This is a genomic window from Burkholderia sp. 22PA0099, from assembly GCF_047497165.1.
GTDB lineage: Bacteria > Pseudomonadota > Gammaproteobacteria > Burkholderiales > Burkholderiaceae > Burkholderia.
Window position 1 is genome coordinate 428,531 of sequence record NZ_CP163164.1, and the last position, 26,366, is coordinate 454,896.

The window sequence follows — 26,366 nt, forward strand, 5'->3', positions numbered from 1 at the left end:
AGGAGAACTCAGTATGGTCAAGCAACGCATGCGCGCTGTCGTCGCCACCGTCTTTCTGGCCGCCTTGACGCCGGCGGCCCTTGCGCAAACCTCGACGGACTGGATCGCCAACACCTACGGCACGATTGCCTCGCACGTCGGCAACGGAGCGCGCTCGATGTGGGTCGCGCCGGAAGGCACGATCTACACGGCGTCGTTCTGGGACGAGAACGCCGGCGGCGTGGGTGTCTACCAGGCGGGGAAGACACTCGGCTCGATCGGTTCGCATGCCGAATTCCAGGGCGGCGCGATCACCGGCAACGCCACCTCGATCTTCACGCCGCTGCAAGGCACCAAACTGAGCGGCACGGTGGCGCGCTACAACCGCTCGACGGGGCTGCGCGACCTGGCGATCAAGGTCAGCGTGTGGGACACCATCAGCAAGGCCGACGTGATCACCGGCCTCGCCACGGCCGGCACGCTGCTGTATGCGAGCGACTACTTCAGCAACCGCGTGCGCGTGTTCACGACCGACGGCGTATGGCAGCGCGACATCACCATCGCCACGCCCGGCGCGCTCGCGCTCGATGCATCGGGCAACCTGTGGGTCGCGCAGAAGAACAGCGGCACGATCGTCGAGATCGGCCCGGCCGGCGCGCAGCTCAACACCATTCAGCTCGGCGCGAGCGCGCGCCCGTCGGCGCTCTACTACGACGCGCCGACCGGCCAGTTGATGGTGGGCGACGCCGGCCCGGACATGAACATCAAGCAGTATTCGATCGCGGGCCAGCCGGCGCTGGCGGGCACCTTCGGCGTGACGGGCGGCTATCTCGACGCCACCACCGGCATCAAGGGGCAGGTGGGCGCGAAGCGCTTCACGCGAGTGGTCGGCATCGGCCGCGACGCGGCCGGCGTGCTGTACGTGCTGAACAACCCGTGGGGCGGCGGCTGGGACCTGGGCCGCAACGGCCCGACCGACCTGCAGGCCTACGACGGCAGCGGCAACCTCGCGTGGGCGCTGCAGGCGCTGAACTTCGAGGCGGTGGCCGCGCCCGACCCGGTCACCGACGGCGCGCTGTTCTACAGCGGCATGAACATCTATTCGGGCAGCGCGGGCGGCCAGTTCGTGGCGAACACGGTCGATCCGTTCAGCTATCCGAACGATCCGCGGCTCTCGATGACGGACTACCAGCGCGGTCAGCATTTCGGCCAGCTCGCCAGCGTGGGCGGCAACCGAATCCTGGTCGCCACCGGCCAGAACCCCGACATCTACAACTTCTATCACTTCAACCCGGCGTCCAGCGGCTACATCGCGATCCCCGACGGCTCGCTGCCCGGCGCGCTGTTCGGCACCAACGCGATCGTCACGGGCGGCTTCTCGATCGACGAGAACGGCGACGTGTGGGCCGGCATGTCCGGCTCGAGCCAGGTCACGCGCTACCCGTTCGCCGGCTTCGACGCGAACGGCAAGCCGTCGTGGCGCGCGGGCGTGGCGATGCCGGTGCCGGGCACCGTCAAGCCGATCACACGCGTGATCTACCAGGCGACCACCGACACCATGGTGCTGGCGCAGGGCATAGCGGGAAGTTGGGATTGGACCGCGATGAACGGCCATCTGGAGGTGTATCACGGCTGGCTCGCCGGCAACCGCACGCCGAACCCGGTCATCGACCTGAGCAGCCCGAACCCGAAGACGATCGCGGTGGCCGGGCGCTACCTGTTCGTCGGCTACGTGCACACCGTGCCGAACATCGACGTGTTCGACCTGAGCACCGGCAGCCTCGTCACCACGCTGGTCAACACCAACCCGACGGCGATGGATGTCGGCAACGACGTCGATTCGATGTTCGGCCTGCGCGCCTACCTGCGCTCGACCGGCGAGTACGTGATCACCAAGGACAACTACAACGGCTCCAGCATCGTGGTGTATCGCTGGACGCCGCAGTAGTCGCTCAACCGACCCGACACTCAGCCGGCGGCGCTCGTCAGGGCTGCGAACTTCTCGAGATCGACGTTGCCGCCGCTGACGATCACGCCCACCCGCTTGCCGGCGAGGCGATCCTTCATCTGCCGCACGGCCGCGAAGCCGAGGCAGCCGGTGGGTTCCACCAGCATCTTCATGCGCGACGCGAAGAAGCGCATGCAATCGACCAGTTCGGCGTCGCTGGCGGTCAGGATGCCGGTGACGTCGCGGCGCAGGATCTCGAACGTCAGTTGTCCGAGATATTGGGTTTGCGCGCCGTCGGCGATCGTCTTCGGCGTGTCGATGCGCACGATGCGGCCGGCCGCGAGCGACTGCTGGGCGTCGTTGCCCGCTTCCGGCTCGACGCCGTAGATCTCCGCGCCCGGCGACAGCTCGCGCGTGGCCAGCGCCGTGCCCGACAGCAGCCCGCCGCCGCCGAGCGGCGCGAACACCGCGTCGAGCGGGCCGGTTTCGGCGATCAGTTCGGCCGCGGCGGTGCCCTGCCCGGCGATCACGTCGGCGTGGTCGTACGGCGGAATCAGCGTCAGCCCGTCCTTCTCGGCCAGATCGCGGCCGATCTGCTCGCGATCGTCACGGTAACGGTCGTAAGTCACCACGCGGCCACCGTAGCCGCGCGTGGCCGCCACCTTCGCCTCGGGCGCGTCTTGCGGCATGACGATGGTGGCCGGCATGCCGAGCAGCCGCGCCGACAGCGCGATCGCCTGCGCATGGTTGCCCGACGAGAACGCCACCACGCCGGCCTTGCGCTGCGCGTCGCTGAACTTCGACAACGCATTGAACGCGCCGCGGAACTTGAACGCGCCCATGCGCTGGAAGTTCTCGCACTTGAAGAACACCTGCGCGCCGAGCGCTTCGTCCACCGTGCGCGAAGTCAGCACGGGCGTGCGGTGGGCGAAACCCTCGATGCGGGCGGCGGCGGCGGCGACATCGGCGTAGGTGGGGAGATTCGGCTGGCTCATCGATGGCTCACTGGAAATGGAGGCAAGGAACGGGGACGGAGAATCGGAACGAAGAATCGGTCTTGACTGAATTCGAGACATTGTGTCCAATTCAATACATTCTGTCAATTTGACTCGACCGGCGCGCGCTGCCTCGCGGCGCTTCCCTTTTTACACGTTCCGTCACGATGCCACTCGATACGCTCCCTACCCCGTCGGCCCTGATCGACGTTCCGCGCATGACGCGCAACATCGCGCGAATGCAGCAGCGCCTCGACGCACTCGGCGTGCGGTTCCGCCCGCATGTAAAGACCACCAAGTGCGAGCCGGTGGTGCGCGCGCAGCTTGCGGCCGGCGCGCGCGGCATCACCGTGTCCACGCTGAAGGAAGCCGAGCAGTTCTTCGCGCAGGGCATCGGCGACATCGTCTACGCGGTCGGCATGGCCGCCGCCAAGCTGCCGCAGGCGCTCGCGCTGCGCCGGCGCGGCTGCGACCTGAAGCTGGTGGCGGACAGCCTCGCGTCGGCCACCGCGATCGCCGCGTTCGGCCGCGAGCACGGCACGGCGTTCGAGGTGTGGATCGAGATCGACGTGGACGGCCACCGCTCCGGCCTCAAGCCCGACGACGCGGCGCTGGTCGAGGTCGGACGTGCGCTGATGGCGGGCGGCGCGACGCTCGGCGGCGTGATCGCCCACGCCGGATCGAGCTACGACTATCACACGCAGGCCGACCTGGTGCGGATCGCCGAGCAGGAGCGTGCGGGCGCCGTGCAGGCCGCCGAACGGCTGCGCGCGGCGGGGCTGCCGTGCCCGGTGGTCAGCATCGGCTCGACGCCCACCGCGCTGTCGGCCGAGCGGCTCGACGGCGTGACCGAGGTGCGCGCGGGCGTGTACGTGCTGTTCGATCTGGTCATGCACAACGTGGGCGTGTGCCGCACCGACGAGATCGCGCTGAGCGTGCTGACCACCGTGATCGGGCATCAGGAAGACAAGGGCTGGGCGATCGTCGATGCGGGCTGGATGGCGATGAGCCGTGATCGCGGCACGCAGCGCCAGACGCGGGATTTTGGTTACGGGCAGGTATGCGACGAGAACGGGACGCCGCTTGAAGGTTATTTGCTCGGTAGTGCGAACCAGGAACATGGCATCATTTCGCGCAGTGGCGACGCGCCCGATCGCGATATCGCGGCGCGTTTTCCGGTGGGTACGCGGTTACGGATCTTGCCGAACCATGCCTGCGCGACCGGGGCGCAGCATCCGGAATACCAGGCGATTGGAGAGGATGGGCCGGTGGGGGTTTGGGCCCGGTTTTATGGATGGTAGGACCCGACCTTCAAGGACGTAAGGCCGTAGACACATCGAATCCGTTCGCCACCTCATGACCTTAACGAAAAACCTGGCGCTCATTCTGGCATGCGTGTTTGCCTTTTCCCGGCACGGCCACGCGCAATGTGTCGACCTGGTCGCCAGTATTGACGACGAGCAGTTGATGCAGTCGCGGATTGCACTGATCGACCGCGCCACGCCTGCCGAGCCGATCCGCATCCTCGCCTACATCTTCGAAATCGATCAGACCGGCGGGCTGCTGATGCGCCATCTGGTCGAGGCCGCGCGCCGGGGCGTGCCGGTCAAGCTGCTGATCGACGGCATCGGCCCCGAGCCGCACTTCCCGTTCGAAGACGAGTTCATCGTCGCCCTGCACGACGTGGCGCCCGGCATCGAACTGCGAATCTTCCATCCACGATCGGATCTTGCCGAGCTTCCGCATCGCATGCACGACAAGCTGTTCCTGGTGGGCGACACGGCCGTGATCGGCAGTACCTCGATCTGGGATTCGAGCTTCCGCAACTGGCTCAGCGAGCGCGATCTGATGGTGTCGGGCGACGCCGGACAAGATGCGTCCTCGCTGCACGCCATGAACCGGCATTTCGCGTTGTTCTGGAATAGCCCGCAAGTGGCTCGCCCCGAGCCGGAAAAATTCCTCGAAGTCGACAGCCCTTATCGCGACTCGCGGGGGTATCTGACGCTCGACCCGGCGCGCATCCGTTATTGGCGCGAATGGCTGCTGGCGCCGCTCGACGCTGCGGCCGGGGCGACCGCTGCCGATGTATCTGCTGCCTCCGATACGCCCGACGATGCCGGGGTGTCGGTCGATCCCGCCTGGACGCCGATCGCCTGCGATCGCCTGCGCTATGTCCACGACTGGCCCGACAAGCGCTCACCCGGCACCTTGCAGGACATGTTGCAGGCGTTCGATACGGCGCGGCACGAAATCCTGATCATCAATCCCTACCTGATCCTGGTGCCGGAACTGCGCGAGGCGCTTGAACGCAAGCAGCGCGAAGGTGTACACGTGATCCTGGTGAGCGCCTCGCTGGCGAGCGTCACGCAGGAATTCCCCGCGGTCGGGAGCGCCTATGCCGACGATCTGCCCGGCCTGGTGAATGCAGGGATCGAGGTGCGCGAATATTCCGACCGAAAGAACCGCATGATGCACGCCAAGCTGATCCGCATCGACGGCCATCGGTATTATCTCGGCAGTTTCAATTTCGATTCGCTGTCGGCCCGCTTGAATACCGAAAACGGTCTGTGGATCGACGTCCCGAAGGATGGGCTCGATCCCTTGCAGAACAGCGTGGCGTATTTCCTGAGCAACTCGAGTTCGGTGAGCGACGCCAATGGCCATCTTCTGGCGAATCCCGATGCGCGCTGCCGGGCCGCTGGTTGCGGGGGCGCGTGGCGGTGGGTGGCGGTTTTGATCAGGAGGCTGCTGTGAAATGGAACTCGCCAGGCCTATCGGCCTTGTCATGAATGTCGACCACTACGCCGCACATGCTTCCTTGAAGCATTTCAGCCCAGCCTGGGTTATAGATTCGCGCGCAGGAAATCCACGACGTCCCGGTCGATCTGGCGATGAATCTCCACACGATCGATCCCGGGCGCATCCTGACAGATCAGCGCCACACTGGACGCGACAGCGGCCGGACAAGGATCGATGAAAACGAAGTGGTTGCCCGGCACAATATGGACGGCAGGCGGTGTGGGCAAGCCTGCCACAACGGCGAGAGCGTTTCTCGCAGAGCCGAGATACTTGTCGTCCTGCGGGCGATAGAGCATCGTCGGCACGCGCACAGCGAAAAAGCCGGATGCATCGAACATCATCGCCACGGGATCCATCAGTACCAAGGCCTTCAGGCGACGATCAACGGGCGGTTGCCAGGCTGCCAGGTCAGCGGATACCACCGCTTTACCCTGGATGTCGTGGGCGCCATTACCGGTTGCCGGACGCGGACACGATCCCGGATCATCGTGATTTGCGCAGTACGCACTGGCATACGCAAAGTTGGGTTTCGCTCCCGCCAGAATCAGCGCGGTGTAGCCACCGGCCGAGTATCCGATCATGCCGATTCGGCCGATATCGGCATGCGCCGAAAACCGCGGATCGGCGAGAACGGCATCGAGCGCGGCCTCCGCCTGTCTGGGACGACTCATTAAAATCCGAGCCTGGGACGGCGCGCGGGGATAGCCTGAAGCATCGCCAACGTGCGTCGGCAAGACGACGATCAATCCGGCGCGAGCCAGCGCGGTGACCAATTCACGGTGGCTGAACGGGCCGCCGTCGCGTCCATGCGATATCACGACAACCGGGAAGTGGTCATCGGGAACCGGCGAAGCATTGCGCGTCGCCTCGATCGTGAACGGACCGGCTTGCCACGGCACCTCACGCTCATGCGTGGGATAAAAGACGACCGTGTCGAAGGGAGCCGCGCCGTCCACCACCGTGAGACGGGATACCCCTGCGTTAAAAGCGGCCGGGGCGGCCTGCACCGAGCAGGTCCATACGATTGCGAGCACAAAGGTCACGATCCAACGCATGTCACTACCCCCGGGCCACCGAGAATGAGAGGCGAAGAATATCAGAACGGTCTTACACGTTCGATGACCTTGGGGCGTTGGTTATCGAACGCTTACGAACACTCAGTCAACCCGGTACCAGCGACCCGATTCCGGACACACAGCGGCGGGGGCGCCGTTCGACCAGACTTGCTCCTCATCCAGGTTCAGCGAGGTCGAAGGGGTGGTGTCGAAGACGACCTTCAGTGCTTGCCCGACATGGGCGTCTTCGATGGGAAGCTCCCAAGTCAGGAATATCTGGATGCAATCGCGGTCCGGCGCGAAGTCGGCCACGTTAAAGCCGCTACTGTCGCGCTGAATCACGCCATGAGGCTGACCGGTATCGAATATCACGGCGGTCCCCCGGGTCAGCGGAATGCGATGGCCCGTAGCGGGGAAATGCAAGTCCAGCCCTCGGTCTTCGCTCAGGAAGAGATTGCAGAAGGCCGCGCCGCCGTATTGCGCACCGTCATGGTGGTACCTCGCGCCACGACAGGCCATCAGGGCGACGTCACTGGAGGCAAGCACGTTGGGCAGCCCCAGTGCGCTCGTCCAGTCGGACATGGCCTGAACGCAGCGCTTGTAGTCCGGCCAGCGCGCCTGCGTTCGCGCCAACGGCATGGCCTCGACATCCCCGGGCTCCAGGACGAGCCGCGACGATGTCTCTCTTTCCCAATCTGCAAGCACGCGTGCGGAGGGAACCGGCACGTCGACCGTGGCTGATAGGACGATGTCGCTTACGCGGCGACTGCGGATGGTGTCGCCGCTCCAGAAATAGGAGGTCAGCATGTGTTGAATTCGATGCTGTGGAAGGGGGATGGGGGCGATTGTAGCGATTTGGTGGGAACACGTCGGCGGAATGGCCAGGAGCAGACACTCGACCGCTGTAGGCATAGGCGACATCACCCTCCAGAAATTAGATACTGTTGCCGAACGCACTCTTGAAAAGCGATCCCATATGCAGCGGTTTCGGAAGTACATACTTACACTGCTGTCCCTTAGCTTTATCGGCAGCCTTGCAGTAGGGCTTGCTTTGCAGCCGCTTGTCTCTGCCACCTTCGCAACGAGAGGGCCCGCTCCGCGTATCAATCTGTTCTTGGTTGCCGTAATCGGCGTCATCGGCCTGATCGTCCTGGCAACATTTCTATGGCTCGCGCTCTGGCGTTCGCCATCATCTTCGTCGGCGAAGCAGCCATCAGCGAGGCACCGTCGGACTGCCTGCCCTGCCATCACAAATTGTCGCTTTGATCTTGACGTTCGGCACGCTCAACTGCCTGGCCTTCTGGCTATTGGCCACGGGTGTTGAAACGCTGGTGGTCAGGTTATCGGCTAAAACAGATATGTACTACGAAGCGACCGTAGAATCGACATATCGGAAGGGATGTACCAATGCGGTCCAGTGGCTCGACCCGGTCGTTAGCCGCAATGTGACGGTTTGCTTGACCTCCCCCCTCTTTCCAAAGCACGGCGGGCCGATCAGTCGATTGTCCATTGTGCATTCCCTGCTCGGCCCGCTCGGCATACGCGTTCTGACGGTTCATGCCGTCGATTCCGAACCTGGCCGGATCGATCTTTCTTTGATGCATACGAATCTGGTGGGCACGCACTGAACCGGTTCGATTGCGGATCGCCTATTTCGAGGCCAAGACTGCCATGGCGTGAGACGACTTCCGGCCAGTTTGGGACATTCGACGCCGCCTCCTAGATCGGTGACAATTTCTGCTTGACGTGACTACTAGAGGGGGCTCGCATGGGGAGCAAATTAGACGAGTTGAAGGCCGAGATGGCGACGAAGCTAAACAACGCGCTGGAACAAGTTGCCGACGAACGTTCCTTCCTTGCATTTCTGGCACATCTGGCCACTGACTGGTTCACTGAAGCCGAAGTTGAAGCGAGCAACCCATCTTCACCCTATTCAAGCGGTGCCTTGGGCTGGGAAAATGATTCTATAGGCCCCTTTCTCGAAGCATCGTGTGCGTGGGCAGATGCATCGAGGAAAGGCCTGAAATACTACACACCGCCTGAAAACCCTTGGAGACGCGCAGCTGACATTTTAATATCAGGAGAAATCTATGAATAATCTGACCGTGCATGTCGACCTCTAAGTTGGGTCACCGTTCGGCGGAACCGGACGTTCAGGAAATCGGAGCAGCATGAATAATTTCATCTTCTTGCGGAACCGGAGTTTCGAGGTCGCAACGGCGAATTTGCACTACTGTGGCGGCATATGGTCGCTCGAAATTGAGGCGAAGCCCCAAGAGTTTGACGGCGAGCTGTGGACACCTCGGCTCTACCACCAGGGCTTCAACATGCACGCGCATACTGCCGAAGAACTGCAGGGCATGAGTACGTCATGGGAGCACAAGACAGACGCTTCGTATCCACATCCCGAACTTGGGTTGCTATACGTATTCGGGCATCACGACGTCTATGATGCGACGCTAAGTTTTGGCCGTTTGCACGAGAGGCTTCTTGAAGTCAGCTGGAGCGGGCTGTGCGATGTCTTTTGGGACGGCGACTATATGACCCGCGTGCCGTTTCGCAGCGAGTGCCGCGCGTGCTGTTCAGCTTTTTAGCGTGGGAGCCCCTTCCGGCGAGGCTGTGTGAAAACGCATGCTGAATGCGGCGCTCCAGGAAATCGCCCCCCAGATCGCGCCGTATTGGCTTGGCGGCTACTCGGGAAGGGTAAAGCCGCTCGACGATCCCGCATAGGTGGTCGACTGACAATTGGCTTGTGGATTCGGATAAGTGAGTGTTTCTGGAAAATCGCTTTGAATTCGGTCGTGACCCGAAATTCAAAGCGATTTTCCAGGAGGACTTATCACTGGCTATGGCTACAAACAAACCTGCCGCCTTTGCCATTGCAAAGGTTCACACCTTGCCAGTGGAATTGATGAAGCCCGAACATCACCAGCAGGACGCTCAAAGCCAATAGAAGCATAAGTCCCTTTATTCATACTGTTCTCCAAGAAACCGCGTTGGCACTTTAGCTCGCAGTGAACGTCTGTTCTGGAGAACTGCGAAGAACCGCTCAGGGTCGGCTACGGTCGGTCGCGCCGGGCCGCTTCCGGCCATCAACGGTCACTCGTCGAGACTCGGCGAGTGGCCGAGTTTTGCATTCGAGTGGACGTTAATGGCCTTCATTGCCGAACACACTGGCCCATTCGGCCAAGCTCAGGTTGGTGGTAGTGGTGCTGCTGGCGTTTGTAAAGCTTGCCAAGCAGTTGGAACAGCAGCGCACCGCCCGTCTGGCTGAAGGATAGGTAGCCGAGTTCGTCCAGCACCACGAGATCGCCGGCGAAGTGGCCCGCCTTACTCACAAGCGTCTCCTGTTCAAGCGCATTGACCTGCTCCATGGTGGAGAAGAAGCACCCACGCCGGCGGCAATGCTCGAGCGCCTGTACGCCAATTCCTGCGGGTAGATGGGTCTTGCCCGCGCCAGTCGGCCCGATCAGTGACGATCCGTACCTGACGTGGGTTCAAACGGGGGAGCGATATACCGGCACGACGCAGATCGGCGCTACACCCGCTGGTTTTGGCGTCGGGTCCGCTCCCATCTATCATCAAGATAATTACGAGCCCGTGGGCGAATATCAGCGGCTCAAGACGCTCCATCACCTGTGCGACATCTTCGTCCACACGGACACGTCCCGAACCATTACGTCGATCGACGTGATTGGATGCACGGACAGCAAATAGGGGAGACGGTGGTGGCTTCGGGGATTAGTTGCTCGCGGGAAGCGCGGTCATAAGAGCCGAAGCTACGCAACACGGACAGCTTTCCCCAGGCAAGCCTCTCAAGCTAGTCAGCAGGATATTCTTTGGCGAAGTAAGTCGCCTCTTCCTCGGGAATACCGCCATCACGATAACGCGTGTCTTCCCACAGCAATCGCCAGTGCACGACATGCTCGTCGTTCGTCCCTTCCAGCAGATATTTGCGAGCGATGCTGCCCTTCACGAAGTAATTCGGACACCCAACCTTACCGCCCGGGAACCACGGCTCCCAGATTCCCTCGATGGGAATGTCCTCACCGCTCTCGACCTCCCCTGCCGGGGATTCGTTCTTCGGCGGGCAGGCGGGAAGATCCGCCGGATAGCTGCGTCCTGGCGGCCAATATCGCCATGCAGGAAGCGGCACATCCTGAAACAGCGATTCATAGGTCCAGTACTCGAACACGCGAGTTCCCCTTCCCGTGTGTGTTTCGTGGGCCATCAGCCCTTGAAACCCGAATCCGATCGAGCAATCCAGCGCGTCGCACATCAATTGCTCGATCCAGACACCGTGTACCCACCCGGTGGCATATTCCGGATCCCGATAGGTGTTGTTCTTCAAGCCCAAGGCCAGAAAAAACGGATCGTACCTTCTACCGAGTTCCTCCGCACTTCGCCCAAACAGGAGGTTGCCGCCTTGCTCGCTTCCGGTAATCAGCGCATCGTAGGCCGATCGCTTATCGAGGCCCTGGCGCAATGTATCGATACCCCGATCCATCTTTGCCAACGCGCCGAGGAAGTCGCACTGATAAGCTGCCTTGAGCTCTTCCTGATTGGGCCTCGGCGTATCGAGTTGTCTGGCGTAGGCATCGAGAAAATCCCGATACAGCCGAACCGCATGCTCCAGATAGGTGAGGCTCGTCCACTTCTTGATCAGGTAGAACGCCTTGGCGCGCGCGTCCCGCTCTTCCACCTCGGTCATGGTCAACGTATTCAGCATCGTGGTGCGTATCCATCCATCGATTGTTTGCCCGCGTCGGGCGTCGCGCTCGTATCTGGTCTTGGCCGATCGCTAGCGCATCAGCCTCACCAAGAAGCATGACATCGACCCAAGCCCCCACATCTACCGCCCCCATGCAGCCCCCTCACCAAGGCCAAGCCACCCGCGTCCCCCCCCCGCCGCCCTCGCCCGCTCCACCAACATCCGCGCCACGGTCAGATCCTGCAGCGCCAGCCCGGTCATGTCGAACACGGTGATGTCCTCGCGCGCCCGCACGAACGACGCCGGCGCGGCCAGCAATTCGCCGAGTTCAACGCAATCCTGCTCCGCCGCCCACTGCGCCTCGCCGATCCGGCGCGCCTGCTCGCGGTCGTCCACCACGAGCCGCGCCCGCGCCAGCAAACCGTCCGGCAACTCGCGCTTGCCTTGCGTATCGGCGCCCACCGCATTGATATGCGTGCCCGGCTGCACGGCGCTCGCTTCGAACAGCACGCGGCCGCCCGGTGTGGCAGTGATGACGATGTCGGCATCGGCCACCGCCGCATCGGCATCGCTGGCGGCCGAAATCGCGCAACGCTCGCGAAACAGCGCCTCGAACGCCTCATTGGCCTCCCCGCGCGAACCGACATAGCGCACCGTCGTGATCGACGGCAGCATCCGCAACGCGAAATTCAACTGAATCCGCGCCTGCACGCCGGTCCCGAATACACAGACGCTCCCGCTGTCGCCCCGCGCCAGCGCGCGCAGGCCGAGGCCTCCAGCCGCGCCGGTGCGCAGCGTGGTGATCGCGTTGCCGTCGATCACGCAGCGCGGCCGGCCGGTGGCGGGGTCGATCAGCATCACGGTGGCCTGATGCGGCTCGCCGCCCAGTTCGCGGTTGGCCGGCCAGAAGCCGGCCGCCTTGAAGCCGAGCAGCGCCTCGCCGGCCACGTCGCCGGCCTTGATGCCGAACACGCCGCCAGTGGCCAGCGGCTCGCGAATCACCGGAAACACGCGGCCCGCGCCGCGCCGGTGCAGATCGAACGCGTCCGCGACAGCGTGGAGCACATCGTCGGGTTGCAGCAGGCTTTCCACCACATGCGTGTCCAGCAACAGCAGTTCGGCATCGGTTCTCATCGGCGTGGCGCTCCTTCGGGTTCGGTATGGCGGTGGATCGACCAAATGGCCAACCCATCATCACATCGAATTATACATTTTTTCCAGTTATCTACATTTCATCCAATAACCGGACGCGAAGCGGCTTCGCACGAACTTCGCATTGCGCGACATCACTTCGCATCGGCCGTTTAGGCCAGTTCGATGCAGGAAATAGTGAGTTTCGGGCCGTTTTCGTGCGAAAAATGGCTCAGGCGTCGAGCGGCGTGAGCAACGGCTGCCCGGCGAAATGGCGCGCGGCGTTGTCGAGGAACAGGTCGATAGTGCGGTCGCGCGCCTCGGGCGAAGTGCCGGCCACGTGCGGCGTCAGCACCACGGTGTCCAGGTCGATCAACTCGGCGGGCGGCGCGGGTTCGCTTTCGTAGACGTCGAGGCCCGCGCCGGCCAGGCGCCCTTCGCGCAACGCAGCGGCCAGCGCGGCGGTATCCACGGTGCTGCCACGCGACACATTGACGAGGAAGCCGCGCGGGCCGAGCGCATCGAGGATGGCGGCGTCGATCAGATGGCGCGTCTGCGCGCCGCCCGGCGTGGCCACCAGCAGGTAATCGGCCCAGCTCGCCAGATCGGTCAGCGCATCGAAATAGCGCAGCGCGGCGGCGCCCTCGCGCGGGCGGCGGTTGTGATAGCCGACTTCCAGGTCGAAACCAGCGGCACGGCGCGCGACCTTCTCGCCGATCCGCCCCAACCCGACGATGCCGAGCCGCTTGCCCGAAAAGTTCGGCTCCATCGGCAACGCGTCGCGCCACACGCCGGCCCGGCACGCCGCATCGAGCCGCACCACGCCGCGCACGGCGGCCAGCAGCAGCGCGAACGCGTGGTCGGCCACGCAATCGTCGTTGGCGCCCACGCCGTGCGCCAGCGCGATGCCGCGCGCGCGGGCCGCCGCCACCGGCAGGTTCTCGTAGCCGACGCCGAGCGCATGCAGGAAACCGAGCTTCGGCAGGCGCGCCAGGTCCGCCTCGGACAACCCGGTGGTGCCGTTGGTCAGCACCAGTTGCACGTCGGCCCCATGCGTGGCGATCGCCTGCTCGCGAGTAGCCGCATCGGGCGCGTAGATCAGTTCGTAGGCATCGGCGAGGCGCGCGAGGGCATCGTCTTGCGCGGCGATCAGGACCAGCAGGCTGAGTTTCATGTCGGGTATCGGGGTGGGATCGGAAGATACCGGCCAGTGTAGCAAGCGGCAATCGGCCGCGGCTGACGTCAAACTGGCAAGCGCCGGGCCACACCGTCAGGTCAGATCAGCAGATCCTCGTAGAACGCACCGAACGGCCGGCTCGGATGCGCGATCTGGATTTCCAGCACCCACAGCCCGCTGGCCGGCACGCCTTCGTAATCACCGAGATTGCCGGCCTGGTAGATCGCGTGCGGAAAATCGCTGACGCGATGCCCCTTGATGTCGACGTTGAGCCGCCAGCCGTGCGCCTCGGCCCGCTCGGCCGCGTAGCGGTACAGCGCCGCGCCGCCCGCGCCGGTCGCGCGCCAGTGCGCCTCCACTTCGTCGAACACCGTCTTCGCGGCCCGCGCGCAGGCCTGCTGCTCGGCGTCGCCGCCCACCACGAACGTCGCGCCGGCATCGCCCTCGTGGCCTTGCCAGACCACGCCGAGATCGACGAAGAAGATGTCGTGCTCGCCGAGCACCGGGTCGCCCTCGGGCTGCTGCTTGAAGGTTTTCAGCGTGTTCGCGCCGAACCGGATTAGCACCGGATGCCAGAGCCGATCCATGCCCATTTCGCCGAGCAGCGCCTTGCAGCGCGCGTTCGCCTCCGATTCGCGCATTCCCACGTGGATCTCGTCGGCCATCGCCTCCACCGCGCGCCACGTCATCGCGCGCGCATGCCGCATCGCGTCCATCGAAAACCGCTCGCCCACCGCCTGCTTCGTGTCTTCCATTGCTTGCTCACCCGTTCGTCGATTGCTGGCCGCGCCGGCCTCCGAAAAACGGCTCCGGATCGCCAGCGTTATATTCTGTTGTATATTACGTGACATCTCGCAACCCGATCGACAGGATCGTGCCGGCTGCGCGGCGGCCCTCGTGGCCGGGCGCGGCATGCGGCACGACAAGCGCATGAGCATCTCTACACACTGGACGGACGAGGACATCCGGCACGGCGAACTGTCGTCGCGCATCGTGGCGGTTCGGCGGCGCGACGACGCGCAACGGGCGGCCCTGATCGTCGACGTGGTGGACGCGTTCGCACGGCTGCGCGGCAGCTTGCTGCGCTTCGTCGCGCTGTTCGCCGAGGGCGCGGCCGCGCCGGCCCACGCGGGCCACGACGCACGGCGCTTCGACATGCTGCTGGTAGCGCTCGCCGTCAGCGCCAAGCGCGCGCGGTTTCGCCGTCTGACCGACTTGCAGCACCTGATCGAGCGCGTCGCGCGCGCCGAGACGTTCCGCGACGTGATCTTCGCGCCGCCCCCCGCGGCCGGCCCCGCCGCGCTGCGCGAGGCGGCGCTGTCGCTCGAACGGCTCGACGCCGAGCTGGTCGGCTTATGCGTCGAACACGTACTCGAAAGCCGGACGCGCGACTCGCTCGCCGCCGCCCGCTCACCGAAAGAGGCCGACGATGGACACGCCGCCGCTTCGCCCCGCCGGCCGTCGCGCCGCCTCGCCGTCGAGCGTGATGCTTGCGCCGAACCCGATGTCAGCGATGTCGGCATTGCCGGATCGCTCGCCTGAGATGGCGGCGTCGCCGATGCAGCATGTCGCGACGGCCGGCGATGCCCTCGCCTCGTGCGGTACGCTCGCCGTCGATGCCACAGCCGCGCAGGCCGAACTCGCGCGGCTGCGGCGCGCGCTCGCCGAACGCGATGCGAACGCGGTCGTCCTGGCCAGCCGCGCTGCAGCCGCCGAACACCAGCGCGAGATCGAACAGGCGCGCGTGCAAATGCTGCGCGAGCAGCTCGACGATGCGCTCCACGCGTTGAACACGGCCAAGCGCGAGGCCGCCGTGCTCGAACAGGCGTTCGAGGCGGATGCAGGGCAGGTGGATTTCGCGCGGCCGTCGTTGCGGGCGATGCGCGGGCGAAGGATCGTCTATGTCGGCGGGCGGCCCGGATCGAACGCGGCGATCGCTCGGCTCGTGGGCGCGGCTGGGGGCTCGGTCGCCGTGTACGACGGCGCGCAAGCAACGTCCGCCGTGTGGCAGCGATTGGTGGGCGATGCCGACCTGGTGGTGCTGGCGGCCGATCGCGTCGATGCCGATGCGCAGGCCATGTTGAACGCGGCCTGCGAGGCGCAGGCGGTGCCGCTGTGCCGAATCCGCACGGCGCAATTGGCGCTGGTGGTGGATGCGATCGCCGCGCACGCTCGCGCGGCCGAGCGCGAAGCCGAACGCGCGACCGGACAGGCGTTCGGCACGCGGCACGGCTGATCGGCGGGATAGCCAAACCGGGGCGGGAATCGGTTCAGCGGATTAACTCGACGGGGATTGGCTCGGCGGCAAGCGGGGCGGTAGCAATCGAGCCAGCGGCAATGAATCCGGCTGCAATCGGCTCGGCCGCAATCTCGGTTAGGTGGCAAGCGGACAAACGGGAATCGGCTCGACCGCTGTCGAGCCAGCAGCAAGCGGTCCGGTGGCAATCGGTTCGGTCGCAATCGATCCAACTGCGAAGCAGGAAGCCAGCGCGATCGCGCATGGCAGCGCGGCCAGGGCAGCCATTCACTTCAACTTCGTCACGCCGCGCCACATCGTCAGCCAACCGCGCCCGCCGTCATCAGCCCCTCAGGGCTGCATCATCTCCGTCAACACGGCGAGCTGCTTCGCGCAGTGGCGCTGCGCTTCCTCCTCGATCTCGCGATAGAGCCGCACGATCTGCTCGCCGACCGGCGTCAGCGTGCAGCCGCCGCCGCTCGCGCCGCCCTGCTCGGAATGCGTGGCGGGTGAGCGCAGCGAGCGGTTCAGTTCGTCGATCAGCAACCACGCGCGCCGGTAGGACATGCCGAGATGCCGCGCCGCGGCCGAGATCGAACCGTGCTCGTGCACGGCTTCGAGCAACGTGACCTTGCCGGGGCCGAGCGCGACCGTCTGGCCGCGACGGATGCGCATCCGGAAATTCACCTGCGGTGCGGAAGACAGCTCGGAAGACGAATCGGAAGCCGGCGGAGCGCCGGCGGAATCGGTCGAGGGCGGAAGGTCGGGATGGGTCATGCGCCCAAGGATACACGAAGGGATCGGCGGGTCAGTGCGGCGAAGCGCGGCCCTGCAACGCGGGAAAACACTGCCCGTAATCCTCGCAGCCGGGACAACCCGGCGCGGGCGCCGGAGCCTCGCCGCGCGACAGCGCGAGATCCTGCGCGAGGAATTTCTTCCAGCGCAGCGCGCCGGTGTTGCGCGCCGCCACGGCCGGAAAAAAACGCGTCAGCATCGCGGATACGGCCTCACGGCCGTCGAGGCCGAGGTCGCGCCACAGATGATCGGGACGCAGGCACGCATGCGACACGATGCTGGCCAGGCAGCGGGCGTCGTCGGCATCGACCTCGGGGCTGGCGTCGGCCAGCAAGCGAATGCGCAACGCATCGACGAACGCCGCATGGGAAACCGGCAACACCGGCTCGACCCACGCAGCAGCGACATCCGGCAAACCATGCCGCGCCAGCAAGCAAGCGAACACCTCGTGCGACAGACCGAGCCACGCCAGCTCGCCGCACGGGTCGCCACCTGCGTCGCCGCCTGCATCGCCGCTGCGCGCACGGATCAGCGCCGCGAACAGCGCGGCATCGCCGGCACGCTCGCTGCCCGAAGCGACGGACACCACGCTCACACCGTCAGCACCCGCGCCACCAGCGACGCGAGCCGCTTCACATGGCGCGGCGCGGGCGAAATGTCCGCGCCCGAGAACAGGTACGGCGCCCCGCCCTCGGCACGCATCGGTTCGCCACCGCATTCATAGGCGACGATCGCCTGCTCGCCGATCGCGGTGTTGAACAGCTCGTGCCACGAGAACGTGACGGCATAGCCGTCGTGGCCGATCGCGAGCAACACGGTGCGCTTGAAATCGCCGCTGGCCGGATCGTGCAGCCCGGCCAGCGTGAACAGTTCGGTGAGCCGCACGCCGCGATAGCGCTCGACGTCGCGGATATAGCGCCCGCTCGTGAAGCAGCGCAGCGCGAACGGCTCGCAGACGGTGGCCGGCAGCGCCGCCAGATCGGCAAGCGAGAGCGACATCGGCCGCAGCACGTCGCCCGTCACCTGCACGATGCCCGCGCCGGGGTGGCCGGGCAGCAGCGGCGCGGCGGCGGTTTCGGTGGAGGACATCGCGCCGCTCAGCCTTCGACGCCGACGATCACGCTCGACGCCTTGAAGATCGCGCTGGCCGGCTTGCCGACGGCCAGGCCGAGGCGCTCGACGCTGTCGTTCGTCACGATCGCGACGACCTGCGCGCCGCCCGGCGCGGTGATCGCCACCTCGGCGTTGACCGCGCCCTTGGTGACGGCGGCCACACTGCCAGCCACGCAGTTGCGCGCCGACACGCGATCGGCATCCACGTCCACCATCACCAGCACCGACGACGCCTTCACCAGCGCGAACGCCTCCACGCCGGCCGCAAGGCCCAGCGACTGCGCGCTGCCGTGCGTGACGATCGCGACGATCTCCAGGCCGTCATCGGCGCGCAGCGTCACTTCGTCGTTGACGGCACCGGGCTTGACCTCGACGATCTGTCCGACGAAATGGTTACGGGCACTGGTGCGCATGCTTGTCTCCTGAAATCGAATGCCGCGGGCCGGCGTGGCCCGCGATGCAGGGACGCCCAGTGTAAACGCATGCTGCATCGTCGATTCCGACAAAATGTCGTGTAAGCACCGTAATATACCGACCTTTATAACGCTACGGAGTAAGCCATGTTTCGCAAGCTGCTGGTCTGCGGCGCCGTCGTCGCAAGCGCATTCGTCGCCACCGCGCACGCCGCCGATAACGACACCGTCAACGTGCTGTACGCGGGTTCGCTGGTCAATCTGATGGAGCGCAGCGTCGGCCCGGCGTTCGAGAAGGAAACCGGCCTGCACTTCCGTGGCTACGCCGCCGGCTCGAACAAGATCGCCAATGAAATCAAGGGCAAGCTGCGCCGCGGCGACGTGTTCATCAGCGCCAGCCCGAAGGTCAATGCCAGCCTGATGGGCGAGGCCAACGGCGATCACACGTCGTGGTACGTCAACTTCGCGCAGTCGCCGCTGATGATCGGCTACAACCCGAAGAGCCGTTTCGCGAAGGAATTCAAGACCAAGCGCTGGGATCAGGTGCTGCAGGAGCCGGGCATCCGCATCGGCCGCACCGATCCGAAGCTCGACCCGAAGGGCGCGTTCACGGTGGAGATGATGACCAAGGCCGCCGAGTTCTATCACCAGCCCGACCTCGTCGAGAAGACGCTCGGCACGCCGGAGAACCCGGAGCAGGTGCTGCCGGAGGAAACGCTGGTCGGCCGCCTGCAATCGGGCCAGCTCGACGCGGGCTTCTTCTACTCGACCGAAACCTCCGACCTGAAGATCCCCGCCATCGCGCCCGCGCCTGAACTGCACATCCAGGCCAGCTACACGCTGACCATCCTCTCGGATGCGCAGAACAAGGACGGCGCGTCGCGCTTCGCCAACTTCCTGCTGAGCGCCAAGGGCCGCGAGCTGCTGAAGGCGCACGGCGTGGACGTGGTCAAGCCGACCGTCAAGGGCAATGCGCAGGCGCTGCCGCCGTCGCTGCAGGCCGTGATCGACGCCGCGCAATGACGCGACGCGTGGCCGGGCCGCTGCGCCTGCTGGCGCTGCTGCTCGCGGTCTACCTGCTCGCGCCGTTCGTCGCCAGCATCCCGCAGATCGGCGAGGCCGACTGGGCGAGCGTCGATTGGGGCGCCACCTGGTCGGCGGTGGCCGTGTCGGCCGGCAGCGCCACGCTGGCCGCGCTGATCACGCTGGTGTGCGGCGTGCCGCTCGGCTACTGGCTGGCGCGCTCGGGCTCGAAGGCCGCCGCGCCGCTCGGCTTCGTCGTGCAGTTGCCGCTGGCGCTGCCGCCGCTGACCAGCGGCGTGCTGCTGCTGTTCCTGTTCGGGCCGTACAGCCCGCTCGGCCAGTGGACCCACGGCGCGCTGACCGATTCGTTCGCGGGCATCGTGCTCGCCGAAACGTTCGTGGCCGCGCCGTTCCTGATCGTCGCCGCGCGCTCGGCGTTCGGCGCGATCGACCCGGTGTTCGAGGATGTGGCCGCCACGCTCGGCCATCGCGCCGGCAGCCGCTTCATGCGCGTCGCGCTGCCGGCCGCCTGGCCCGCGATCCGCGCCGGCCTCGCGCTGGCCTGGCTGCGCGCGTTCGGCGAATTCGGTGCGACCGTGATGGTGGCGTATCACCCGTATTCGCTGCCGGTTTATACCTACGTGATGTTCGGCAGCCTCGGGCTGCCGGCCATGATGCCGCTGCTGCTGCCCACGCTGGCCATCGCGATCGCCTGCGCGATGCTGTCGATCGTGCGCTTCGGCCGGCGCGAGGCCGCCGACATCGACACCGACACCGCCGAAAACGGCGACGCGCCGCCGCTCGCGCGCAGCGGCACGCCGCCCGACGCCGACGCGCCCGAACTGCGGCTCGCGATCCGGCTGCGCAAGCGGCTCGGCACGTTCCGGCTGGCGGTGGACTGGACGCCCGCGTCGCGGCGGCTCGCGATCGTCGGGCCGTCCGGCTCGGGCAAATCGCTGGCGCTGCGCCTGATCGCCGGGCTGGAGCACAACGATGAAGGCAGCGTGCGGCTCGGCGCGACCGAACTGGGCGCGCTGCCGCCCGAGCAGCGCCAGATCGGCTACATGCCGCAGGATTACGGGCTGTTCCCGCACATGACGGTGGCGCGTCAATTGAGCTTTCCGGCCGATGCGGACCCGGTGGCTGCGCGTTACTGGGCCGGCCATCTCGGGCTGGACGCGTTGATGCGCCGGCTGCCGCGGCAGTTGTCGCTCGGCCAGCGCCAGCGCGTCGCGCTCGCGCGGGCGCTGACGCGGCACAGCCATCTGCTGCTGTTCGACGAACCGTTCTCGGCGCTCGACACGCCGCGCCGCCGCGCATTGAGGCGCTCGCTGCGCGCGTTGCAGCGCGAGATCGGCGCGGTGACGGTGATCGTCACGCACGATCCCGACGAGGCCGCGCAACTGGCCGACGACGTGCTCGTCATCGATCACGGCGAAACGCTGCAGGCCGGGCCGGTGGCGGAAGTGTTCACCCGACCGGCCAACCCGCGCGTGGCCGAGCTGCTCGGCCTGCGCAACGTGGGCGCGGGCGAGATCGTGGCGCCGGGGCGCATCGGGATCGGTGCGGGCGTGGTGATCGACACGGCCGACCGCACGCTCGCGGTGGGGGCGCGCACGATGTGGCGCGTGGCGCCGCGGGCGATTCGGCTGGTCGGCGACGATCACCCGAACGCGTACGCGGCGCGCATCGAATCGTCGGAATTGCGCGACGGCGAACGCTACGCGCGCGTGCAGTTGGGTGGATGGATCTTCGATGTCGCGGCAAATGCGGACATCGCGGATGCCGACGCCGCATGCCGCGTGAGCGTCGATGCGGACAGCGTCAGCGTGTGGGTGATGGCGGATTGACAGTTTGAACGGGGGCTGGGTACGCGATCGGCTTTCAGCCACCACTCGGAAAAGCAGGTGTCGAATCACCCGCCCGTCATGTCATTCGGCACTCGATTGCCCGCCCCCCGGCAACGGCATCGCCGCCTGCTTCGCCGCCTCGACCATAAACGCCGGCAACGGCGGCGGATTGACGGCCGATAACTTCGGCCCCGACTTCCCTGCCGCCGCCCCGGTCACGAAAATCCGCGCCGGCAGCGTGAAATGCCGCAGTTGCAATACGTCCAGCGGGCCGGCTCCCGCCTCGCTGCGTAGTTGCACGCGCAACGGCATGCCCAGGCTCGTGCTCGGCATCCAGGTCAGCAGATAACGCGCGTTGTCCTGCTGCGTCACCTTCGCGCGCTCCAGCAGCCGGACCAGCCCGAACCGGCCTTGTTCGTCGAGCGCCGTGCGCAAGCCGCCCTGCTCGGTCTGCCATTCGATGTGCGACAGGTTTTCCAGCGATTGCCCAGGCCACGCGAACGGCGTCCATGCCAACTTCTGGTTGAAGTAATGCAGCTCGCGGCCCGACAGCACGAAGCGCATGTCTGTCACGCCCGGGGTCGGCACCGCCTGCAACTCGTATCGCACCTGTGCGTCGCCGGACGGAAACAACACGGTCGCCACCCGCGTGAGGCGGTTCAGGCTCGCGAGAAAGCCGGGATCGATCGTCAGCGCACCGTGGTCGCCACCCTGCGACACGACCCACCGGTCGCCCTGACGCTCGACGACACCGGCCAGCTGCGTCGTCACGAACTGCGTGATCACGCCGTTATCGACGCTCATGAAGCGCGACATTTCGGGTAACGAAGCATCGTTGTCCGAATCGGCGAACGGATAGCGTCCGCCGAACGTGCGGTTCCAGTCCGCGACGATCGCCGTGCGCCACATCTCGTTCAGGCTCGTGGCCGCCGGCTGCACTACCACCCGCCATGATTGATGGAACGGCGCGCGCAACAGCTCGCCCAGCCCGAACCACTGCTCGCCCAGGCTCGCGGCGAGGCGGCCCGCGTAGTCGCGGCTTTCGGCCAGCTCGGACGTCTTGCCTTGCAGCACCGACTGCGCGGCATGACGTGCCATCGCGTCGGGGTCCGCGCCGGAAACGATCTGCGAGACCTTCAAGCGCATCGCCGTGACGCGTTCGAGGTAGCGTGCGAGGCTCAGGTCGCCCGTGGCGGCGCGCTGCGCGGCGGCCTTGCCGCTGGCGGGCGCGCCCGTCACCAGATCGCTGCCCGTCAGGCGCAGGATCGGACCGAACGCCGTGGCCAGCGGTGAAAGCGCCGGCTGCACCTGCTTCGACGGATCCTGTTCGCTTGCGCCGACAAGCTGCTGCGCTTTGCCGATCAGGCTGTCGGCAAGCGAGCGCGCGTTCGCACCCGCGCCCGCCTGATAGACAACCGCGTTCATCAGCGCGACGAGCGGCGAGCGCTGCGTGTCGCCAAGCAGCGTCAACTGGTCGGCCGTGGCCGACAGCGTCGCGGCCGGCTGCCAGCGCAGGCTGTTGAGAAACAGGGCCCAGGCACGCGCGTAGTCGTCGAAATAGCGCTGGCGCAGTTGGGCTTTCAGTGTTGAGGGTGCCGCCTGCGCGGCCTTCGTATCCGATCCCCCAACGGGGCTTCCTTCCGGGCGCAGCACCCAGTCACCGGCCACGTTGTGCTGCTCGCTCGTATCGTCGATCGCCTTTGCGATCCGCTCGTCCCAGGCCGCGCGCGTGAACACGCCCGGCACCGTCGCCGTCGTGCCGAACAGGCCGCGGCTCGTCGTGTCGCCGAGCAGCGTGGCGAGTGAAACGGGCGGGTATTTGGCTTGCGCATCGTCGAGGATCTGCTGATAGATCGCGTCCGTCGAATTCTGGATGCCGCGCACGCCGATGATCGTCTGGCGTGTCGCGGCAACGAGGCCAGCGTCGGGCGTCATCGGCGGCAACGTGCCCCGGCCCAGATGCGCCGCGAAGAACCCGATCGTGTGCTGGCGCAGGTCGTCCCACGCGCCCGGCGACAGCGGCGAATTGGCCGGGCGCATCGGTGCCGCCGTTGCGGCGAGCTGCGGCGCGAGGAACGCGGCGACGGCGTGCTTGGGATTCGTGAGCATCAGATACGCCTTGAGCGTGTCGTAAGCGGCCTGCACTCCGACGTTGCCGCCGTTGGCGATGTCGGCATCCGACAGCGACGCCAACCGACGCAGATTTGCTTCGAGATGCTGACGAATCGGCGCCACAAGGATGCGGCTGGCCGCGTTCGCATAGCTGGGCCACAGCGCGTCGAGCAGCACGCCGTCGCGATTCAGGCCGAAGCGCGTCAGCCACGGCGCGCCGTCGCGGCGATGGACTTCGAGCGTGTCGATCTGCTGGTCGAGGCGATCGAGCAGCGTCATCGCGCGCGTGGGGTTCGGCTCGCTTGTCAGGGCCGCGAGCGTGTCACCCGTGTCGCGCAGCGTCGCGCAGTTTGCAAAGCCCGACGCCACCGTGCCGGCGATCCAGCAGCCGATCAGCCCCGTCGAGATCCATGCGACCGTGTTCGACGGCGAGAAGCCGACGCGCCGGCCGTGAATCTTGCGGCTGTGCTCGGCGACGGTTTGCCAGAGCGTGCGGTGTTGCGGGCTCATGGCCGGTTCGTCGTTGCCCGGTTCCGCCGACGTGAGTGAAGCGGGCGGCACCAGCTCGCGCGCCTTGAACAACGGCGCGAACAGCAGCCCGTGCACCGCCTGCCGCCAGACTCGGGGTTGCGCCGTTTGCAGCACGAGGCCCGACAGCGCGTCACGAAGACGCTCGATGTGCTGCGACAGCTCGGCCGGATAGCGGTCGCTCGTGTCGTTCACGAGACGCACGACGCCGGCGTCTGCGAGGGAGTGGGTCAGGTCTTGTAGCGATGCGTCGAGCGCATTTGCGTTGACGCGTGCGTTCGCCCAAGTCAAACCGATCGCTTCGTCGGGGCTCGACGATTCGCCGCCGAAATCGGTGGCATCGAGCAGGTAGACAGGCGCGGCCCAGCGTAAAGCGCACGAGTGGCGCGCGAGCTGGCGGGTGAGCGCGTCGGTGCCGAAAGGCGCGGTGGCGGAGCCTCGATCGCGTGTGACAGCGACGATCGCGTCAACGGGGCGACGGGTGCGGAGGCGGCGGATTTGGTTGAGCCAGGCGGTGTCGAGCGTATTCGAGGTCTGTTTCGCGTACAACAAGACCGTGTTGCCCGTCACAACATACCCCGCGTCGGAAAGACCGGGGGCCAGCCGATTGATGATCGGCTCATCGCCTGCGACCAGGATCCAGCGATCCGCCTTGCGCCAGCGGCGACCATGGAGATCGCGCAGTATCTCTCGAAGCGTTCCTGCCCGGTACGCATTCAGATCGACCGGCACTTCCGTTTTCGCGGCACCGACTCGTGACAATGGATCGCGGTCGTAACGAATCGCTGCGGGGTTGCGGCCGTACCGGGCCACGATTCGCCACGCACCGGCCAGCAGCGCCCGCGCCATCAGGATCACCACGCCAACGAACGCAACCATGCCGACCTGATGACCCCGCGACGCGTTCGTACCGGCTCCCTTGAAATACACCCAGAGCGCGACTGCGGCGGTGAGTGCGGGAACGAGGATGTAGAATCCCCAAAACTTGCGAGTGCTCATACGTTCGAGACCAATTTTTCTATGCGCGAGAAGCACGGATCACGGCGAGCCGCAGCGTACCCTCGTGCCACGCAATGAATTGCTGTACGCCGAGCTGTGCCGCGTGCTCTATACCGAGTGCAATAGCTAGCCAGCCGGCACAGACCCCGGGGTTGCCGATGGCCAGATCAACATCGTGCAGGCCAGCGAACGCGCTCGTTTGCGAGACAGCCAGCTTGGTATCCGACGCTGCCTGAAGCAGCGCACTTTTATCGGTTGAAAATAGCCCGGCCTGCCAGAGGTCGCCCACTTCGGCAGCTGTAGCCTTCCCCCAAAGCAACGCCGAGGAAATCGCGGCATTCAATCCGGATGCCCCGGCCTCCACGGGGCGGTGCAGAAATGCCTGTGCGTTTAGCGCGCAACGTTCGGCGAGCGGCGCCCAGGCAAGCAGCACGCCGACGGCGGCCTCTGCGCTCGACTGCTGCGGTGCATCGTGCAGTTGCACCGAAACGAACAGCGTGGCTTTTTCAAGCGAAGGTCCGCCACGGATGTCCAGCCATTCATCCAGCGCCATGACGCCCGAGGCTGCCGGCAGCAGCTTGGCCATCACCGGCCGAAGATGCTTCGCAGTCCAGCAGGATTGCCACACGCCGAGCAGGTCTTGCTGATCCACGTCGGCAGGCAACTGCAAACAGACACGCAACGGCACCTTGCCAGGTACCGCCGACACGGAACCGGCAATCCGCTCGATCAACGCAGTGAAGCAGGCTCGGTAGCGTCCCGGATTTTCCGCATCGTCCGTGAACGCCAAGGCTGTGTGCCGAATCGCATCGGTGCCGGTAGCCGAGGTTTGCGCGCTCAATGCGAGTTCGCGATTGGCGATGCTGCCGGCAAGGTTCTCGCTGCCCGGCTCGGTCAGATACGCATGGCCCAGCACGGCGAGCGGCTCGCTCGCGAACAGCAGTGCCCGCTCCCGATCCTCGACAAGGACTTCACGCTGTGCCTGAAGGCGCTGGATTTCATCGTCGTGGTAGTGAAGGCGCAGGCCAAACAGCGTGCACCACGCCAGCGCCGGGAATGCGAGCAGACGCACCCAGAACCAGGCGGTCTGGGTCGGCTCGCCTTTGGGCCAGGTCAGCAAGGCGATCACCACGCCAGCGAGCATGACGACGACGAACACACCGAGCCAAACGATGGCACGCGGCGGCTTGGGCTGCGCGTCTGACGGCTCTACGTCTGGAAGATCTACCGGCATGACCGTGTTTTCACAACAGGCTCGAAATCAGCCGGCATCCACATATGGCGCGATAGCCATGCCGGGCGACGGGCACGCCCTCATCGAGCATCGTCTCGTCGCCATCGATGATCAGATTCGGGCGGATATCGTGTTGCGGGCAAGTCACCTCGTCGCCCTTGCGCGCGACGTATCGATCCTCGTAACACATGGTGTGCGATGCGCTGATGACTTTGCCCCCGTGGTCGGTGGCGTCGCCAAGACGGATGAGATCAATCACGAATGAAAC

25 protein-coding genes and 2 pseudogenes are annotated in these 26,366 nt (G+C 65.7%); 12 read left to right on the top strand and 15 right to left on the bottom strand.

Going from position 1 to position 26,366, the window contains the following annotated elements:
- Positions 1-13: 13 nt before the first annotated feature.
- The gene (locus tag AB4851_RS01935; RefSeq protein WP_414448203.1) at positions 14-1,927 is read left to right on the top strand and encodes an SMP-30/gluconolaconase/LRE-like region family protein; all 1,914 of its coding nucleotides are present in this window, start codon (positions 14-16) and stop codon (positions 1,925-1,927) included.
- Between the two features lie 20 nt (positions 1,928-1,947).
- On the opposite strand, the gene AB4851_RS01940 is transcribed toward AB4851_RS01935, so the two are convergent.
- On the bottom strand, positions 1,948-2,922 hold the full coding sequence (locus AB4851_RS01940) for a threo-3-hydroxy-L-aspartate ammonia-lyase (protein ID WP_414448204.1): 975 nt from the start codon (positions 2,920-2,922) through the stop codon (positions 1,948-1,950).
- 167 nt (positions 2,923-3,089) lie between these two features.
- Here AB4851_RS01940 and AB4851_RS01945 point away from each other — a divergent pair, with 167 nt between their 5' ends.
- Together AB4851_RS01945 and AB4851_RS01950 are read left to right on the top strand one after the other, a co-directional pair.
- The gene (locus tag AB4851_RS01945) at positions 3,090-4,223 is read left to right on the top strand and encodes a DSD1 family PLP-dependent enzyme (RefSeq protein ID WP_414448205.1); all 1,134 of its coding nucleotides are present in this window, start codon (positions 3,090-3,092) and stop codon (positions 4,221-4,223) included.
- Positions 4,224-4,278: 55 nt separating this feature from the next.
- Positions 4,279-5,676: a phospholipase D-like domain-containing protein gene (locus AB4851_RS01950; protein ID WP_414448206.1), complete on the top strand. Its 1,398-nt coding sequence runs from the start codon at positions 4,279-4,281 to the stop codon at positions 5,674-5,676.
- A gap of 89 nt (positions 5,677-5,765) precedes the next feature.
- Here the strand turns inward: AB4851_RS01950 and AB4851_RS01955 are convergent, their stop codons facing one another.
- Together AB4851_RS01955 and AB4851_RS01960 are read right to left on the bottom strand one after the other, a co-directional pair.
- Positions 5,766-6,776: an alpha/beta hydrolase family protein gene (locus tag AB4851_RS01955; RefSeq protein WP_414448207.1), complete on the bottom strand. Its 1,011-nt coding sequence runs from the start codon at positions 6,774-6,776 to the stop codon at positions 5,766-5,768.
- Positions 6,777-6,878: 102 nt separating this feature from the next.
- On the bottom strand, positions 6,879-7,583 hold the full coding sequence (locus tag AB4851_RS01960; RefSeq protein ID WP_414448208.1) for a hypothetical protein: 705 nt from the start codon (positions 7,581-7,583) through the stop codon (positions 6,879-6,881).
- Between the two features lie 461 nt (positions 7,584-8,044).
- Between AB4851_RS01960 and AB4851_RS01965 the strand changes: the two genes are divergently transcribed.
- The 4 genes from AB4851_RS01965 (at position 8,045) to AB4851_RS01980 (ending at position 9,729) form a co-directional block, all read left to right on the top strand.
- Positions 8,045-8,404, top strand: a complete 360-nt coding sequence (locus AB4851_RS01965) for a hypothetical protein (RefSeq protein WP_414448209.1) — start codon at positions 8,045-8,047, stop codon at positions 8,402-8,404.
- A gap of 140 nt (positions 8,405-8,544) precedes the next feature.
- Positions 8,545-8,874 (top strand): hypothetical protein, encoded by a 330-nt coding sequence (locus tag AB4851_RS01970; RefSeq protein WP_414448210.1) that lies wholly within the window; start codon positions 8,545-8,547, stop codon positions 8,872-8,874.
- A gap of 73 nt (positions 8,875-8,947) precedes the next feature.
- Complete coding sequence (locus AB4851_RS01975; protein WP_414440911.1) at positions 8,948-9,370, top strand: hypothetical protein; 423 nt, start codon at positions 8,948-8,950, stop codon at positions 9,368-9,370.
- 176 nt (positions 9,371-9,546) lie between these two features.
- The gene (locus AB4851_RS01980) at positions 9,547-9,729 is read left to right on the top strand and encodes a hypothetical protein (protein WP_414448211.1); all 183 of its coding nucleotides are present in this window, start codon (positions 9,547-9,549) and stop codon (positions 9,727-9,729) included.
- Between the two features lie 207 nt (positions 9,730-9,936).
- On the opposite strand, the pseudogene AB4851_RS01985 reads toward AB4851_RS01980, so the two are convergent.
- From AB4851_RS01985 to AB4851_RS02005, 5 genes and pseudogenes are all read right to left on the bottom strand, one after another.
- Positions 9,937-10,249, bottom strand: a pseudogene (locus AB4851_RS01985) (ATP-binding protein); the annotation flags it as partial.
- A gap of 347 nt (positions 10,250-10,596) precedes the next feature.
- Positions 10,597-11,505, bottom strand: coding sequence for an Imm72 family immunity protein (locus AB4851_RS01990; protein ID WP_414448212.1), 909 nt, complete (start codon positions 11,503-11,505; stop codon positions 10,597-10,599).
- A gap of 145 nt (positions 11,506-11,650) precedes the next feature.
- Positions 11,651-12,621 (bottom strand): annotated as a pseudogene (locus tag AB4851_RS01995) (ornithine cyclodeaminase family protein).
- Positions 12,622-12,850: 229 nt separating this feature from the next.
- Entirely contained in the window at positions 12,851-13,792 is a 942-nt protein-coding gene (locus tag AB4851_RS02000; RefSeq protein WP_414448213.1) for a 2-hydroxyacid dehydrogenase, read from the bottom strand.
- A gap of 101 nt (positions 13,793-13,893) precedes the next feature.
- Entirely contained in the window at positions 13,894-14,550 is a 657-nt protein-coding gene (locus AB4851_RS02005) for a M24 family metallopeptidase (RefSeq protein WP_414448214.1), read from the bottom strand.
- A gap of 22 nt (positions 14,551-14,572) precedes the next feature.
- Here AB4851_RS02005 and AB4851_RS02010 point away from each other — a divergent pair, with 22 nt between their 5' ends.
- Both AB4851_RS02010 and AB4851_RS02015 read left to right on the top strand, forming a co-directional pair.
- The gene (locus AB4851_RS02010; protein ID WP_414448215.1) at positions 14,573-15,337 is read left to right on the top strand and encodes a hypothetical protein; all 765 of its coding nucleotides are present in this window, start codon (positions 14,573-14,575) and stop codon (positions 15,335-15,337) included.
- Positions 15,338-15,353: 16 nt separating this feature from the next.
- Complete coding sequence (locus AB4851_RS02015; protein WP_414448216.1) at positions 15,354-16,031, top strand: hypothetical protein; 678 nt, start codon at positions 15,354-15,356, stop codon at positions 16,029-16,031.
- 351 nt (positions 16,032-16,382) lie between these two features.
- On the opposite strand, the gene AB4851_RS02020 is transcribed toward AB4851_RS02015, so the two are convergent.
- From AB4851_RS02020 to AB4851_RS02035, 4 genes are all read right to left on the bottom strand, one after another.
- Positions 16,383-16,706: a winged helix-turn-helix domain-containing protein gene (locus AB4851_RS02020; protein ID WP_414448217.1), complete on the bottom strand. Its 324-nt coding sequence runs from the start codon at positions 16,704-16,706 to the stop codon at positions 16,383-16,385.
- Positions 16,707-16,839: 133 nt separating this feature from the next.
- Positions 16,840-17,412, bottom strand: coding sequence for a nitrogen fixation protein NifQ (locus tag AB4851_RS02025; RefSeq protein WP_414448218.1), 573 nt, complete (start codon positions 17,410-17,412; stop codon positions 16,840-16,842).
- 5 nt (positions 17,413-17,417) lie between these two features.
- Entirely contained in the window at positions 17,418-17,915 is a 498-nt protein-coding gene (locus tag AB4851_RS02030; RefSeq protein ID WP_414448219.1) for a molybdopterin-dependent oxidoreductase, read from the bottom strand.
- An 8-nt stretch (positions 17,916-17,923) separates the two neighbouring features.
- Positions 17,924-18,352: a TOBE domain-containing protein gene (locus AB4851_RS02035; protein WP_414448220.1), complete on the bottom strand. Its 429-nt coding sequence runs from the start codon at positions 18,350-18,352 to the stop codon at positions 17,924-17,926.
- A 147-nt stretch (positions 18,353-18,499) separates the two neighbouring features.
- On the opposite strand from AB4851_RS02035, the gene AB4851_RS02040 reads away from it, so the two are divergent.
- Positions 18,500-19,375: an extracellular solute-binding protein gene (locus tag AB4851_RS02040; RefSeq protein ID WP_414448221.1), complete on the top strand. Its 876-nt coding sequence runs from the start codon at positions 18,500-18,502 to the stop codon at positions 19,373-19,375.
- Positions 19,372-21,225 carry an ATP-binding cassette domain-containing protein gene (locus AB4851_RS02045; RefSeq protein WP_414448222.1) on the top strand — a complete coding sequence of 618 codons (1,854 nt, stop codon included), beginning with the start codon at positions 19,372-19,374 and terminating at the stop codon, positions 21,223-21,225. Before AB4851_RS02040 ends, AB4851_RS02045 begins: the two co-directional genes overlap by 4 nt.
- Before the next feature lie 81 nt (positions 21,226-21,306).
- On the opposite strand, the gene AB4851_RS02050 is transcribed toward AB4851_RS02045, so the two are convergent.
- Positions 21,307-24,060: an ImcF-related family protein gene (locus tag AB4851_RS02050; RefSeq protein ID WP_414448223.1), complete on the bottom strand. Its 2,754-nt coding sequence runs from the start codon at positions 24,058-24,060 to the stop codon at positions 21,307-21,309.
- Positions 24,061-24,246: 186 nt separating this feature from the next.
- Here AB4851_RS02050 and AB4851_RS02055 point away from each other — a divergent pair, with 186 nt between their 5' ends.
- Positions 24,247-24,624 carry a hypothetical protein gene (locus tag AB4851_RS02055; RefSeq protein ID WP_414448224.1) on the top strand — a complete coding sequence of 126 codons (378 nt, stop codon included), beginning with the start codon at positions 24,247-24,249 and terminating at the stop codon, positions 24,622-24,624.
- A 259-nt stretch (positions 24,625-24,883) separates the two neighbouring features.
- Here the strand turns inward: AB4851_RS02055 and AB4851_RS02060 are convergent, their stop codons facing one another.
- Together AB4851_RS02060 and AB4851_RS02065 are read right to left on the bottom strand one after the other, a co-directional pair.
- On the bottom strand, positions 24,884-26,098 hold the full coding sequence (locus tag AB4851_RS02060; RefSeq protein WP_414448225.1) for a hypothetical protein: 1,215 nt from the start codon (positions 26,096-26,098) through the stop codon (positions 24,884-24,886).
- A 10-nt stretch (positions 26,099-26,108) separates the two neighbouring features.
- A complete protein-coding gene (locus AB4851_RS02065; protein ID WP_414448226.1) occupies positions 26,109-26,357 on the bottom strand; it encodes a PAAR domain-containing protein in 249 nt (82 codons plus the stop codon).
- Between the last annotated feature and the right edge of the window lie 9 nt (positions 26,358-26,366).